This window comes from Bacillus cereus group sp. MYBK139-1 (genome assembly GCF_051916915.1).
Classification (GTDB): Bacteria; Bacillota; Bacilli; order Bacillales; family Bacillaceae_G; genus Bacillus_A; species Bacillus_A pacificus.
On record NZ_JBQAHO010000010.1, the window covers coordinates 22,676 to 36,207 of the forward strand.

The window sequence follows — 13,532 nt, forward strand, 5'->3', positions numbered from 1 at the left end:
TTCCAATGAGGGGTGCTGTTTTTGTAGGCGCATACTCTGTACCCCCTGCACGACCAACAGCTAGCCACGCACGTAACACGTTCCTCCTATATGTATAGCAGCACGGAATTACGGCTTATCAGTTTTTATTTACGTGGTTTCAGGCAATTCCACGCGAACCAAAACAAAAAGGCATCTCCAATTCCTAAAATGGCCTGTAGATCCACAAGACTTCTAGGTTTAGAGATGCCCGTTATATATCTTTTGACTACAAAAAATACAATTCTAGCATTTACTAGTTGAATTTTAGTCAAACAATAGATAAAATGGGTATATCAAAGAAGCCTCGTGAAAAGGCATAGTTGTTTAAGGTTAGTGGTGGTACACTACTTAAACGTTAACACTGTCGTTGAATACAGTTCATTTCTAGCTAAGTGGTGGTACACTTGCTAGAGCTAGTCATTCCCGCTAAAGGTTGGTAGCCATTAGCATATGGGAGTGGCTTTTTGTTTTGTGTTCATATTCAATTGTTATATGGATCTTCGTTTATGTAAAATATCAAATTGTGTTTTGTTTTGTAGAATGTTGCTTGTTGTGTACTACGTTACAACAAGCATTAACCTTTGTAAACAGCGAATTTGCGTGCTTTTTTAATAATATCCCTATTTCCCTATTTCCCTATTTCCACTTATAGATATAGGGATATTTCCCCTTTTCCCTATATCTATATTTCCCTATTCTTCTTGTTTTTCCCTCTACTATTTTCTCTACGAAATTACATATTTATTTCTTAACTCTCTCTACTTCATACATCAAAAAGATCTTTTTATATCAACGTTTTTGTTATTAATTACTAACTCTATGATTCTATTGCATAACCCAAATATCATTGTTATAATTTCTTTAAAGATATAGAAATATCCCTATTTCTATAGTTAGAAATATCCCTATTTCCCTATTTCTATTTTTCCCTATTTCTATAAAGGGATATAGGGAAATTTCAAAAACTATAACTGGAGTGTTAAAAATGGCTATTACAATTACGGTAGGTAATTACAAAGGTGGCGTCGGTAAAACCACAAATGCTGTATTGAACTCTTATGAATTTGCTAAAAAAGGTAAGCGTACATTACTCGTTGATCTTGATCCACAAAGTAACGCCACAAAATCTTTAATGTTAACAAAATCAATCCTTAATCCTGATGAAATCGTTACTGTTGAAAAAACATTAATGAAAGGAATACAAGAGGGGAACTTAGATGGCTTAGAAGTAGAAATTACAGATAACTTATATTTAATTCCTTCTTACGTTGATTTCCAAGACTTCGCGAAATTTCTTTATAAAAATTGTGCTTCAGAAGCTGAAGAAGATCATTACTTTAAAGGATTACTCGAAAAAATCAAACATAAATACGATTACATATTTATTGATGTTCCTCCAATGTCGCTAGAGGTTACAAAGAACGCCGTTGTAGCTTCTGATTACGTTCTAATTGCTTTGCAAACGCAAGAACGTTCTCTAACTGGTGCTGAGAATTATGTTAATGAGCTTATCAAGTTAAAAGAGCAATATGATCTTGATATTGAAGTTGTCGGTATTCTTCCAGTTCTATTAAAAAACAACGGTAAGGTTGACGAATATATCATGGAAAATGCACGTGAAATTTTCGGTGAAGAAAACCTATTCAAAAACATCGTTCCTCAAATGGAACGTATTAAACGATTTGATGTTAATGGTATTACTGAAAAAGATAGACATGATATGAATGTAATTGAACTATACGAAAAGATTAGTGATGAATTGTTGTCTCGTATTGATATGTTCGAAAAAATGAAGGTTGGTGTGTAAAATGGCGAGAACTCCTGGTTTACTAGGCAGAAAGAAAAGTAACTTTGAACCTACTGAGCCTTATGTACCGGAGCAAGGACAAGCTGTAGTGGAAAATAATGAAGTGCCAGCTGCTCCTTCTCAACCTAAGACAGAAGAAAAACAAGTAACTCGAAAAGAAAAAAGAAACGAAAAAAATGAACCAAAAAAGAAATTTAAAAATCAGCAAGGTAGCATTAAAATTTCTAATCAATCAAAAGAAGAACTAGAAGTATTAATGAAACTTACAAATACAAAATTCGCTTATGAAATCATCGATTTACTTATAGATCGATATGTAGAAAATGAGTTAACCGCTGAACAGAAAAGGAAATTCAAGCTCTTAACAGAGATGTAAAAAATATAGAAATATCCCTATTTAGAAATAGGGATATTTCTATATTTTTAACTTTTCCACTATATAAAAATAACTTTACTTAAGAATAGGAGACGTTAGCAATATGAACAAAAAATTTCCAACTTATATTAAAATTTTTGAAGAAACTCAGAGAATATTAAAAGAGATACGGAGAATCTGTTCAAAGAATAAAGAAATAGATGAAGTAGATGAATTAATGTTTTATCTTGTCGGAAATATCAATTTAAGAATGAATACTATTTTTCACCTGTTGGAGAATAATATTACTGATGGAGTTCTACCATTACAAAGGACGTTGTTTGAGTTACAAATAGCATTTGACACTTTTAGAAATGCTGAAGATAAAGATAGATATGTTAATTTTTTAAATAAGAAAAACAGCTTTGAAACTGCTAATAAATTGAGTAAATTCTTCCAAATTGACAATGAATTAATAAAAAAAATTGCTAATCCTGAGGAAATTGATCTACTGTCTCAGCTTAAGAGTACAGCGTTAGAACAAATTAAATTAGAAAAATTAGAAGGAAGGCGACCAGAATTTAAACCGTGGTATGAGTTAGCGAGCGGAAAAGGCTTGTTCGATTTGAGTGTTGAAATTCAAGAAATAACCTATTACCAATGCTATGATGAACCTTCAAATTGGGTCCATCCACAAAGAATAATTGAAAATATGAATCTTGAAACATTTAGTCAGCAAATGCCTCACCATTTTTATGGATTAATGTTAAGTAATACACATTGGAGTATCGATAAACTTTTACACAACATTGCATTTTTAGCAGATTATTATAATATTAAAAAAAACAATTCGCTATTTGAATATGGAGAAAAGCTTTTTGAATTGGCCAGTCAATTAAAGTTATTAATAGAAAATAGGAATAAATAGGAGTGGTACCTTTGGAGAATGAAAGTAAATCTTTTGTAGTAACTGTGACACCTATTACTGAAAGTTCAGATTTAACTATTCAAAACGATCAGACTAATACGAAAAAGGAAATACAAGCACCAGATAAACGTTTAGTTCCATCTAAAACAGCAAAACTTTCACCTGCTGTTTTGCTAAAGCTAAATACTCTTAAACCATTTATACAGGAGCAAGAAGGTATGGATAAAACATCAATTAACAACATCATTGACATGCTTGTTGAGCATTATGTAGATTCCCAACTAGTCAACCGACATTCTAAAGCATATAAAGACATGTATAAACGCCTATATGAGACGTTAGAGAATAAATAAATAAAAAAGAAGTGTCCCTGTTTTTCATTAAGGATACTTCTTTTTTATGCGACCTCTTACCAGAACCTCTACAACTAGCTCATTTACAGATTTTTCGTTAGCAGAAGTCATTTTAAAATTCTATGTGTCGATTTTTTCTTTGCCCTTGCAGATAAACCACCATATCAAAGCTACAAGCAGTATGAGGAGCGGTATTGCCTGAATAAAGAGAAATCCTCCCCAAAAATCAAGTTCCGTACTATATGGTGAGTCTGTTGCCATCACACCTATAAATAAAGCCACTGGAATTGTGCATAGATTTACCCCTAAACTGACCATTATGAATGTTAGATTTTTATTCTTAGTTTTTGGTGAATCAGAATTGAAGAATGAGAATACTGCCATACCGCTTATAAAATACAGTATTACATAAAGCTGATTAAGATATCCCATAATATTCCTCCATCATCCTAATTGTACCATCAGCAAGGACGAATTTGAACAAATAGGATATTTATGTAAGTCAGGTATAGTGTCTCATTATCAGTAACAAGAAAAAAGTGGCTCCCTATTCTCACAAGGAATCCACTCTTTCTATTTCTACAACTCTATTTTTTTATGTTCCTCTTCTGATCCTTACCAAAACTTCCACCAAGGCTTTTTTTTCTCTTTTGCAGCAGCAACCTCGTCCCGAAATTCCTGCATCATTCTCTTTGTTTCCTGCATCTCACGCAGTGTCTTCATAAGCGTCTCATCCCGCGCTTCCAATCGTTTTTCCACTCGTTCATTATGCGCTTCAACGCTTGCTTTGATTTCCTCGTTGCTTTGCTTCGCCTGCTCACTCAATCGCTTCTCCATCGCTAACATACTCTGATTCATTTCTTGCGTCATAACGCCGTACTGTTGCTGGAGTTGTTCTTGAATGTGGAATGGTATTAAACTCTTGTCTTCAGGTTCTTCTTGAATCAGATCCGGATTAACTTTCTCTATTTGCTGCGCAATCATCTTCGCTGCCTTCTCTAGCGTCATACCGTCATGCTTACTCAGTTCAATTAATTTCTCAATCACCATAATGTCACTGTCTGTGTACTGGCGTCTGCCGCGATTATCTTTCTTCACTGCGAATCCTTCACGTAATAATACTTCCATGTACTTTCTAAGGGTGCTATCACTTATTCCTAGCCTTTTGTATACTTCACTAGCAGAATAAACAATTTCGTCCGTCATAACGTCACGACACCTCCTAGTGAGAGTATTCCATGATGGTTAAGAAATTCCTGCAAATAAAAAAAGCCCTGTGAACACAGAGCTTTTTTTATTTATATACTGTCGTGCAACTATTGGTATAATGCTATCCATAAAACTGCATTGTAATTAAAATAATAAGATTTTAGGGTCAATATTTTACCATCAACCTCTATTTCCTTTTCTATATCTTCTTTATTACTGTAAGCTCTTTCATAGTATGTTCCTAATAATTGTGAACTTTTGTCTGTCTCCACTACGTTGACGTTGCTATTAGTTTTAAGTTCAACAGCTGAAGCCCCTACTGCCCCAGAGAAGATAATACCAGTAGTTAACGTTCCTATTACTAACTTTTTAAACATAAAAGATCCCCCTTTTTATATTTTTATAGCTTGCATCTAATCATATTTTCAAAACAAACAATTGTAAATATATAGGATTTTTAGAAATATAAAACAGTTAATTTCGAATGTTTAGTTAAGATATGTTGTTTGTTAATAACGATAAAGAGTTATTTTTATATAAAGAATGATATCTATTAGGGACGACTAAATAGCTTTAGCAATCTCAACAAGCAGTCTCATAAACAACGGAATCATTTGAACCACTATATAACCAATCCCAGCACGGCTTATTAGCGAGAATCCCCGTTCCTGGCTACCCACCATAATTAATAAACCACCGCATAGCGTTACAACGGATGCAATTGGATAGAACACTGCTTTAACCCAAAAGATAGTTAGCTCAAAACCAATTCCTTATAGTTTGTTTTATTTTTTTATAAAAACCTCTTCATAAAAGAACATACATTCGTATATAATAAGAACTAACGTTCTGTTATTTAGGGGGAATAACGGTGTATGACTATTCAATATTGCCAAATCGAATTGTTTTATGTGTAGATCTTCGTTCGTTCTATGCCAGCGTATCGTGCATCAAAATGGGATTAGATCCACTTCATACTAAATTAGCTGTAGTTGGTGATGTGAATAGGAGTGGTTCAATTGTTTTGGCTGCAACTCCACCATTAAAAGCATTAGGCGTTAAGAAAATGGCGAGATTGTATGAAATACCACGTCGTAAAGATATTCTTGTGGTAAATCCAATTATGGGCACCTATATAAGATGCTCTAATTTCATCACTAAGCTGGCTCTACAATACGTACCAATTGAGGATTTTCACCAATATTCCATCGATGAGTTCTTTATGGACATAACGGATAGTATTCATTTGTTTGCTAACGATCCATATGAATTTGCATTGAAATTTAAACGTGAAATATATGCAAAGACACGAATCGAATGCACGATAGGAATTGGTCCAAACCCATTAATGAGCAAGGTTGCCTTAGATGTGGAAGCGAAGAAAACGAAAGATTGCATAGCATACTGGAAATACGAAGATGTACCCATAAAATTATGGCCAATACGACCGCTTAGCAAGTTTTGGGGAATTTCGGGTAAAACAGAAGCGAAGTTAAACCGAAAAGGAATCCATTCAATCGGAGACTTAGCACAGTATCCACTCAAATATTTAAAACAGAGCTTTGGGGTAATTGGCGAAGAACTACACTTACATAGCAACGGCATTGATTTTAGCCGCATATCAGAAAAATACGTTCCAGCAACAACTTCTATTGGTAAAAGCCAAATACTCATGCGCGATTACACCATAGAAGAATTCCCAATTATTCTACTGGAACATATCGAGGAAGTTTGTTATCGAATGCGAAGGCAAAACAAACTAGCTCAAACTATCCATTTTTCTATTGGTTACAGTAAAAATTACGCTGGTGGTTTCAGAAAAACTCACACTATGAACCGACCAACCAATTTAACAATGGATATTTATAAGATTTGTACATACTTTTTACATGAGTTTTATACTGGGGAACCCATTAGAACCATCAATGTTTCTTTAACTAACTTAATCAATGAAGGCGAAGAACAAATCTCACTATTCGATAATGTAATACAACGAGAAAAAGAAATGAAACTAACTCAAGTAATGGACGAAATACGCACTAAATTTGGTAAGAACAGCATATTACGAGGAATTTCGTATACAAATAGTGCAACAGCAAGATACAGAAACACATTGTTAGGGGGACATAAAGCATGAACAACGCTAATATGCCAAAGGGAAGAGGAATGGTTAAATGGACTCCATTCGCAGCGATGCCGGAGCAATTCGCTGGTATCCGTGAAATAGTTAAAGAAAAAACGAAGGTAGAACGACCTACATTAACTCAGGATGAACAAGAACTTATTGAGAACATGCTATTATGTTCATTGTTATCTGAGGAAGAAATACTGATTACATATTACGAAGGTGGTTTTTTGCTTACTAACTATATGACCGTTGTTGACATTGATCCGCTGAATAAATCTATAATTTGTACGGATGCATTTTATAATAATATGACTTTAAAGTTTATTGATATTATTGATGCAAAATAACCAGGGATCCACATAGTGGATTCTTTTTTTATAAGACTCTATATCATTTTTTATAACAGTTTAGATGCCAGTAAATCTACTTTATTTATAAAGTTATAAATGTTAATATATTAACATAAAAATATATAGAGGTGTTTTTAGTGAAAAAAGCAAGTCTGTTACTAACTACTTTTGCAATGATTCTGTCATTTTTCATTCCTAATCTTGCAAGTGCTAAATCATTCCCAGATGTACAAACTACTCATTGGGCGTACAAAGAAATTAACTATTTAACTGAAAGAGGAATTATCAATGGTACTCCAGAGGGTTATTTCAAACCTAGCGATAATGTAACTCGTGGTCAAATGGCTGTAATGTTAGATAAAGCGTTAGATTTAAAAATGCCATATAACTATAAGGACACATTCCAGGATATTCCGGCTGATTCCTATTACTATGATGCTGCACATAAATTAATGCATTACGGTTACATAGCTAATAGTTTTAATTTCTCTGGCGAACGAGAATTAACACGCGCAGAAATGGCTGTAGCACTCGTTAAGGCTTTTGATTTAAAATCGACTGGAGCTCACGTTAGATTCAAAGATGTTCCATTTACTCATTGGGCATATGACTATGTTGTAATTTTAGCTCAAAATAACATTACTGTTGGATTCCCAGATGGCTCATTTGCACCTACAGCAAAAGTTACGCGTGAACAGTTCGCTGCATTCTTAGCACGTTTGCAAGAACCAAGTTTCCGTCCAGTTCGTAATTAATCAGTGGTATTAATTAAACGTAAAAAAAGGTCTGCTCATATCTGAGTAGACCTTTTTTCATCTTATTTCACATACACATAAGCTTTATTTACAATTAAACAGATTTTATTTCACATAAATATTATTATACTAATCTAAAGTTTCTGTATTTACATTTTTTTCTTTTTATCTCATAATTTTAATTGGGGAAAGGGAGGAAAGAAATGGTTCAAATCAAAGTAACACCTGAAATGCTAGAAGAAATCGCAAATCGTGCAAGTAATACCAGAATCGCATTAGAATCTATACATAATAATTTATGTAATGAAATAGATCGTTTGTGTTTTCAATGGATCGGTGCTTCTAATCAACAATTCGTTCAAATGTTCAATGATGCGAGACCAAAAGCTTTTACAGCTATCAATTCAATTATACAGGTGGAAGAAGATTTAAAACGAATTGCTGAAAAATTCCGTAATGCGGATGATCAAGATGTTACAATGGAAGAAGGTGCAATGTGTGGTAAGCCTTCTTCTGAAGAAAAAGGCTTTGATAGCGGTAAACTAGCTCGAGATATTACTGGTGAATTAACTGGTGAGTATGATATTCGTCGCGTTTGGGATGGCATTGATCCATCTACTGGCGAAAAACTTTCGGGTTGGGAACGTGCTGGAGCAGGTTTCATGGCTGTAGCTGGCCTTACCCCTTTTGGAAAGCTAGCTAAAGTAGGGAAAGGGGTTAAAATGACTGCAAATGCGGTTGAAAGTGTTAAGACCGCTGAGAAGGCTGCTGAAGGTATTAAGACCGCTGAGAGGGTGGCTGAAGCTAAAAATATTCCTGGTAGAGGCTATCACAAAGAAGTGTATGCTAATAAACCTGTGAAAGTACAAGACGCCGTAACTAAGTGGGATGAATTTTTAGGAACTGGTACGCATACTAATATTCATCCAAGAACAGGATTAGAAGACGCAGATAGAATATTTTCAGCTGATGGAACTAGAAGTATACGATTCGGTTCTCATGAAATGAACTCAAAACCAAGTAAGTTCCACTATCATGAAGAAACATGGACCTATGACCCAGTAAATAATGTTATGAACGTTGACAATACCCTTGTTAGAGTACCATATAAAAAATAATAAAGGAGTACTAAGCAATGAATGTAAAAATAGTAGATATATCAGAAAAGTTAATAGATGGATATAAAGTATTAGTTCAAGTTGATAGCAGTCAATTTATCGCTGAGTGGGATGGCGATAAGCCAGAAGAAAATGAAAACTATAATGTAGAAATAGATATAGATGATGAATTTATATGGAATACAAATATAGCCTTTTCAGATGAAAATGCAAATGCAATAATTCGGAATGATGAAGGCTTTAAAGTCATCGCTAAGCTAGATTATAACAGTGAGGATAACTTAGCAACACTAAATGTCTATGATAGTATAGTACTAATTGATATAGAAGGAATCGAGCAAGATATAGCAAATGAATGGGTAGAAATGCAGTGCACTTCAATTAAATTATTTAATACCAATTTATAATAAAAACCAAATACAATAACTATGGCATAGTCGTTATAATGTAGTAAGATATAGCAAAAGTAAACTTGTATAAAAAAGCCGTCCAATTAAGGGCGACTTTTTTTATACACCAAACTATTCTTTTGTTTTATTTTTTAATGTACTCGTACCACCAGTTTCTTTCATCCATCCAAACTGTAATCTTATCAAGCTCGCCATTAGGTAGTACTTCAGTTTGTAAGTACGCTAAACCAGTTAATGGATCAGAGACGACCTTCCCTTTTGTTCCACGCTCATTCATAGCATTTACGACTTCCTGAACCAGCGAAATGCCAAAACCACCAGATTTAACATATTGATATCCGCCATTTGAAACTGCTTGTTCTGGTCGTTCTTTTTCTGTGAACCAAGATAACGGTTTGCTACCGATTAGAGAATTCAAATCACATTTGCCAATACCAGGTACATTGCCCGTTTCAGTGTATTGCCAAATATCACAAGGATATGCTGGTTTATTACCGCCATATCGTGGAATCCATACAAAGTCACAATTCACATTAGCCATGCCAAAAGGAGCATACATATGATGACCGACATATAAACCAACTTTCTTAGCTCCTAATCGGCGCAATTCATCGATAAATGCTTGCGTGCCGGCTCTCATATCATCCATTGTCTTTACTTCCACATCAGCAACCCAGACTGTAGCGCTCTTGTCTCCACGGTTCCAGAAGTCACGAGCTTCTATACGTGCATCATTTTCAGAAACAAAACGACAGAATGCATAATTACCAAAAGGGATGCCGTGTTGCTTCATAGCTTGTACATATCCTTTATACAATGGATCTACATAATTTGAACCATCTTGTACACGAGCGATGATGAAATCAATGTGTTGTTTTGCTACAGGCCAGTTAATATTACCATTCCATTTTGAAATATCTACAATGTGTCCCATTACTCAACATCTCCTTTTTTCGTTTCTTGTTTTGCTTTACCACCTAAAATCTCAACTGCATTTGTTAAATCTGAAGGTAAAGGAATACCCATTCGACCAGCATTTTCTAAAAGTGATAACAACTCATTCCCAATAAAGAAAAAGATTGTTGCTTCACGAATAGCGCTATTGCTGCCAAACGCTGAATCTAACTGTGCTGCAACTCCAACCAAAAGAAAAAGCACCACCTTTTTTGCGATGCCTTTGAAACCAACTTTACTTTTCAACTCTCCGTTATATCCTGCTGCGAATACTCCTGTGATATAGTCGATAGCTGCCATGATAACTAGAACTTTCAATGTTGTATCCCATCCTCCCAAAAAGTACCCACAAAAAGCTCCGAAGGTAGCTATAAATGTTTTCAGTAATACATCGATACGATCCATCTTTTCACTCCTTTTCTAAAAATAAAAAAGCCTGCTATAAGCACGCTTCGTTTTGTTATAAAAGCCGTATTTTGTTCAAAATAAAAAGACCAGTTAATTACACCTGCTCTTTGTTCTCTAAATCAGCTATTCGACTATGCAAATCAACAATTTGCTCTCCTAAATTCGGAATGACTTGCTTTATTTTATTAATTTCTTGTTCATAATCTGGTGTATCTTGTATAGGCGCTGCGAATGCTATTGGCACTTCTGTTTCATCAATAGTTGGTGGCTTCTGATTTTTGATATCTTCGAGTTCTTTCTGAATATCAGCTAATTGTTGTTTTATTTTTTCTAACTCTGAAGGTTCTTCAGGCTTTGGTTCCTCTGGTTTCGGTTCAGCCGTCTTGATCCATTTACCCTCTTTAAATAATGGATAATAGATACCATCAGGTGGAATATCTAAAGTGCAATTTGCAGGAATGTCCGGTTCATAACCTATAACAACATCTTCTTCGTATGGTACTTTAATAGTTTCATAATCTACCCTTGCCATTACACAATCAGGACAATCATATTTACTAATTGCTTCTTCCGTACTCTCTGGATCCGGTACATAAGTACCGTCCATAATTGATTGATGAAGCTCACAAAGTTTTTCTTTTGTGATAATTTCTTTTGTTTCTTCTCTATAAAAGGTTTGCTTTTCAGTGATTTCCTTCTCTTCCAGAGGAATCATCTCAGTGAAGCGTCCTTCCTCGTCATAACAATAACCGTAATATTTAGCCATGTGGTTACCTCCTTAATCGACTACATAAGAGATAGTTACATAATAATCCTTACCTTGTGCGTTGTTTGATCCAACATTCTGGATAGAAAATTCACCGTTAGTCTGTATAGTTATCAAACATGGTGTTCCATCCGTTGATATTGTGTTCTGTTGAACTGTTAATAGTGGTCTCATATCTACAGGTAAAGTAAAAATAGCATTCGTATGCGGAATACCTACTTTTCTTCTTACCCCTGCTCTCAGTGTTACAGTATTACCTCTTCTGTCCGCGATAACGCCATTGCCAGATATTAATTCTCCATCTGCTGTGATCGATATATTAGCACGGCCGTCTTTCTTTGTACCGAGTGAGGGGACAGTTACCTTTCCAGTATTTAAATCCATAGCAAACTCGTTAGCCCATACTGGGTTTCCGTCCATCTTAGGTGCAACAGACCATTTATTAACTGAAGAGTTGACTACCATATTTACACCTTTTAATCCGTCAGCTGTTTCTTGGTTGATGTTGTGCCTGAAAATCATATGACCTGTGGCGGTGTCTCCTGTTTTCTTCATGAGGTTGGTGTTAGGCGCCAGTACATTAAACGCCTTATTAGCCTTATCATACTCCCAGATACCGTTGCCTCCAACTTGATCCCACGCAAGGAATTTTCCTGAAGTATTTAGACCTATAGATACATCAGCAGTGCCATTTGTATCAAAACGTAGATTCCTGTGAGTAGCCGCGTTAGGTCGATCAATTAATAAATCACCTGACATCCTATCTCCTGTTTTCCTAACAAGGTTTGTGTTGATTCCACTGAGAATATCAAACGAATTTGTATCTGTATTGTATTCCCAGACATTCTTATTATTTTTCACATCACGTAAACCTACATGCGTATCTGAGAAGTTATAGAAGTTAAATGTCTCTACTCCGTCTTTCAGGAAAGCATACTTCTTTGTAACATTTCCTGCACGGTCTAGGTACAAGTCTCCCGAAAGCACCCCACCTTTAGAGTCTATCAATCTCTCCCAAGGGTTCCAAATAACCCCTGTCTTTCTACGTACCCACGAACCCATTGTGCTTCCTGTCAATGTAGTTGCTCTTTGCATTACGTAATTAGCATCATGGTATTTAAGAACTTCAATGTATAGATAGTCCTGAGTAGGCGCGTTTACAAGTTTCGGACCTCCGTAGATTCCTGACTCTTGGACATTATTCAGGTCATCACCTTCACGAAGTATTATTGTTCTCCCGTTTGGTTGTATCCATCCTTTATAGATTTCATTATTCTTGACAAGGGTTTGGAATGTAATAGCCTTGGAAGAGTCCCACCCAGGAGCACCTATATTTGTGGGAGTAATACTTAAGTTATCCCCTACCATGTCCCACTTCCAAGATCTGTTACTATTGTTACCGTTGAAGATTAAGGGTGTCATATCAGTTGTTTCCATGCGAGGAACCTTGAGGTTTCCTGTCATGGTACCGCCTGTTTTTGGTAGTGCTCCCTTTGCTAATTCACCTGCTGCAATAATCCCATCAATATCTATACCTTCAAATTTCTTACCTGCTTCAATCGCTTTTTGGATTACTGGAAACTCATTTGTAGATTTCATTGCCTCATCAGACATTATTGATTCATCTACTGTAAATGCGAATTTACAAGTTTCAATTACTTTGTTATTCGGGAAAGTGAATCTCAATTGTGCAATGACATTACCGTAAGCAATCAGAGTTTGCGTACTTAAAACAACATAGTACTTACCCTGCATTTGATTCACATTCTGCACATCTTGAAATACGCGTTTACAATCCGGCTTTAAAAATGCAATTTGTACACTTGTTGCTGATGAAAAGTCTGTCACCACTTTGTCGTGAGTAACATTGATTAATAGTTTGGCAGAGTTTAAATCATTCTGATAAAACCGGATGAGCTTCAGTTCCTCTTCTTTTACATTGAATTCTTTATGCTGCATAGTATCAATTG

The 13,532-nt window shown here is 35.2% G+C and carries 15 protein-coding genes and 2 pseudogenes; 9 read left to right on the forward strand and 8 right to left on the reverse strand.

Translation table 11 applies throughout. From position 1 onward, the window contains the following. The first annotated feature begins 1,006 nt into the window (after positions 1 to 1,006). From ACTFRS_RS27145 to ACTFRS_RS27160, 4 genes are all read left to right on the forward strand, one after another. Positions 1,007 to 1,828, forward strand: a complete 822-nt coding sequence (locus ACTFRS_RS27145; RefSeq protein ID WP_042510694.1) for a ParA family protein — start codon at positions 1,007 to 1,009, stop codon at positions 1,826 to 1,828. Position 1,829: 1 nt separating this feature from the next. Then, a complete protein-coding gene (locus tag ACTFRS_RS27150; RefSeq protein WP_440025752.1) occupies positions 1,830 to 2,204 on the forward strand; it encodes a hypothetical protein in 375 nt (124 codons plus the stop codon). A 103-nt stretch (positions 2,205 to 2,307) separates the two neighbouring features. Beyond that, positions 2,308 to 3,111, forward strand: coding sequence for a DUF5677 domain-containing protein (locus ACTFRS_RS27155; protein ID WP_440025750.1), 804 nt, complete (start codon positions 2,308 to 2,310; stop codon positions 3,109 to 3,111). Between the two features lie 11 nt (positions 3,112 to 3,122). Then, complete coding sequence (locus ACTFRS_RS27160) at positions 3,123 to 3,464, forward strand: hypothetical protein (protein ID WP_440025748.1); 342 nt, start codon at positions 3,123 to 3,125, stop codon at positions 3,462 to 3,464. A 120-nt stretch (positions 3,465 to 3,584) separates the two neighbouring features. Here ACTFRS_RS27160 and ACTFRS_RS27165 read toward each other — a convergent pair whose 3' ends face one another. The 4 genes and pseudogenes from ACTFRS_RS27165 to ACTFRS_RS27180 all read right to left on the reverse strand — a co-directional run. After that, the gene (locus ACTFRS_RS27165; RefSeq protein WP_440025746.1) at positions 3,585 to 3,896 is read right to left on the reverse strand and encodes a hypothetical protein; all 312 of its coding nucleotides are present in this window, start codon (positions 3,894 to 3,896) and stop codon (positions 3,585 to 3,587) included. A gap of 183 nt (positions 3,897 to 4,079) precedes the next feature. Continuing rightward, positions 4,080 to 4,670 carry a DUF3967 domain-containing protein gene (locus ACTFRS_RS27170; protein WP_440025745.1) on the reverse strand — a complete coding sequence of 197 codons (591 nt, stop codon included), beginning with the start codon at positions 4,668 to 4,670 and terminating at the stop codon, positions 4,080 to 4,082. 110 nt (positions 4,671 to 4,780) lie between these two features. Beyond that, positions 4,781 to 5,050 carry a hypothetical protein gene (locus ACTFRS_RS27175; RefSeq protein ID WP_440025743.1) on the reverse strand — a complete coding sequence of 90 codons (270 nt, stop codon included), beginning with the start codon at positions 5,048 to 5,050 and terminating at the stop codon, positions 4,781 to 4,783. A 186-nt stretch (positions 5,051 to 5,236) separates the two neighbouring features. Then, positions 5,237 to 5,437, reverse strand: a pseudogene (locus ACTFRS_RS27180) (hypothetical protein); the annotation flags it as partial. Between the two features lie 107 nt (positions 5,438 to 5,544). Here ACTFRS_RS27180 and ACTFRS_RS27185 point away from each other — a divergent pair. The 5 genes and pseudogenes from ACTFRS_RS27185 to ACTFRS_RS27205 all read left to right on the forward strand — a co-directional run bounded on the left by ACTFRS_RS27185 (position 5,545) and on the right by ACTFRS_RS27205 (position 9,431). Further along, on the forward strand, positions 5,545 to 6,810 hold the full coding sequence (locus ACTFRS_RS27185) for a Y-family DNA polymerase (protein ID WP_440025741.1): 1,266 nt from the start codon (positions 5,545 to 5,547) through the stop codon (positions 6,808 to 6,810). Then, positions 6,807 to 7,148, forward strand: coding sequence for a YolD-like family protein (locus ACTFRS_RS27190; RefSeq protein WP_001057807.1), 342 nt, complete (start codon positions 6,807 to 6,809; stop codon positions 7,146 to 7,148). Before ACTFRS_RS27185 ends, ACTFRS_RS27190 begins: the two co-directional genes overlap by 4 nt. A gap of 140 nt (positions 7,149 to 7,288) precedes the next feature. Next, positions 7,289 to 7,894, forward strand: a pseudogene (locus ACTFRS_RS27195) (S-layer homology domain-containing protein); the annotation flags it as partial. Between the two features lie 215 nt (positions 7,895 to 8,109). Continuing rightward, on the forward strand, positions 8,110 to 9,024 hold the full coding sequence (locus ACTFRS_RS27200) for a WXG100 family type VII secretion target (protein ID WP_242230173.1): 915 nt from the start codon (positions 8,110 to 8,112) through the stop codon (positions 9,022 to 9,024). Positions 9,025 to 9,041: 17 nt separating this feature from the next. Next, positions 9,042 to 9,431 carry a hypothetical protein gene (locus ACTFRS_RS27205; protein ID WP_074603726.1) on the forward strand — a complete coding sequence of 130 codons (390 nt, stop codon included), beginning with the start codon at positions 9,042 to 9,044 and terminating at the stop codon, positions 9,429 to 9,431. A 127-nt stretch (positions 9,432 to 9,558) separates the two neighbouring features. Here the strand turns inward: ACTFRS_RS27205 and ACTFRS_RS27210 are convergent, their stop codons facing one another. The 4 genes from ACTFRS_RS27210 to ACTFRS_RS27225 form a co-directional block, all read right to left on the reverse strand. Then, positions 9,559 to 10,368: a GH25 family lysozyme gene (locus ACTFRS_RS27210; protein ID WP_097851673.1), complete on the reverse strand. Its 810-nt coding sequence runs from the start codon at positions 10,366 to 10,368 to the stop codon at positions 9,559 to 9,561. Next, positions 10,368 to 10,793: a phage holin family protein gene (locus ACTFRS_RS27215; protein WP_440025839.1), complete on the reverse strand. Its 426-nt coding sequence runs from the start codon at positions 10,791 to 10,793 to the stop codon at positions 10,368 to 10,370. The genes ACTFRS_RS27210 and ACTFRS_RS27215 overlap by 1 nt, the downstream gene beginning before the upstream one ends. A 97-nt stretch (positions 10,794 to 10,890) precedes the next feature. Further along, the gene (locus ACTFRS_RS27220; protein ID WP_440025837.1) at positions 10,891 to 11,562 is read right to left on the reverse strand and encodes a hypothetical protein; all 672 of its coding nucleotides are present in this window, start codon (positions 11,560 to 11,562) and stop codon (positions 10,891 to 10,893) included. Positions 11,563 to 11,574: 12 nt separating this feature from the next. After that, complete coding sequence (locus ACTFRS_RS27225; RefSeq protein WP_440025844.1) at positions 11,575 to 13,521, reverse strand: BppU family phage baseplate upper protein; 1,947 nt, start codon at positions 13,519 to 13,521, stop codon at positions 11,575 to 11,577. Between the last annotated feature and the right edge of the window lie 11 nt (positions 13,522 to 13,532).

Coding starts and splice junctions, on each gene's coding strand:
- ACTFRS_RS27145 (WP_042510694.1), top strand. CDS start 1,007: ATGGCTATTACAATTACGGTAGGTAATTACAAAGGTGGCGTCGGTAAA.
- ACTFRS_RS27150 (WP_440025752.1), top strand. CDS start 1,830: ATGGCGAGAACTCCTGGTTTACTAGGCAGAAAGAAAAGTAACTTTGAA.
- ACTFRS_RS27155 (WP_440025750.1), top strand. CDS start 2,308: ATGAACAAAAAATTTCCAACTTATATTAAAATTTTTGAAGAAACTCAG.
- ACTFRS_RS27165 (WP_440025746.1), bottom strand. CDS start 3,896: ATGGGATATCTTAATCAGCTTTATGTAATACTGTATTTTATAAGCGGT.
- ACTFRS_RS27170 (WP_440025745.1), bottom strand. CDS start 4,670: ATGACGGACGAAATTGTTTATTCTGCTAGTGAAGTATACAAAAGGCTA.
- ACTFRS_RS27175 (WP_440025743.1), bottom strand. CDS start 5,050: ATGTTTAAAAAGTTAGTAATAGGAACGTTAACTACTGGTATTATCTTC.
- ACTFRS_RS27190 (WP_001057807.1), top strand. CDS start 6,807: ATGAACAACGCTAATATGCCAAAGGGAAGAGGAATGGTTAAATGGACT.
- ACTFRS_RS27200 (WP_242230173.1), top strand. CDS start 8,110: ATGGTTCAAATCAAAGTAACACCTGAAATGCTAGAAGAAATCGCAAAT.
- ACTFRS_RS27205 (WP_074603726.1), top strand. CDS start 9,042: ATGAATGTAAAAATAGTAGATATATCAGAAAAGTTAATAGATGGATAT.
- ACTFRS_RS27210 (WP_097851673.1), bottom strand. CDS start 10,368: ATGGGACACATTGTAGATATTTCAAAATGGAATGGTAATATTAACTGG.
- ACTFRS_RS27215 (WP_440025839.1), bottom strand. CDS start 10,793: ATGGATCGTATCGATGTATTACTGAAAACATTTATAGCTACCTTCGGA.
- ACTFRS_RS27220 (WP_440025837.1), bottom strand. CDS start 11,562: ATGGCTAAATATTACGGTTATTGTTATGACGAGGAAGGACGCTTCACT.
- ACTFRS_RS27225 (WP_440025844.1), bottom strand. CDS start 13,521: ATGCAGCATAAAGAATTCAATGTAAAAGAAGAGGAACTGAAGCTCATC.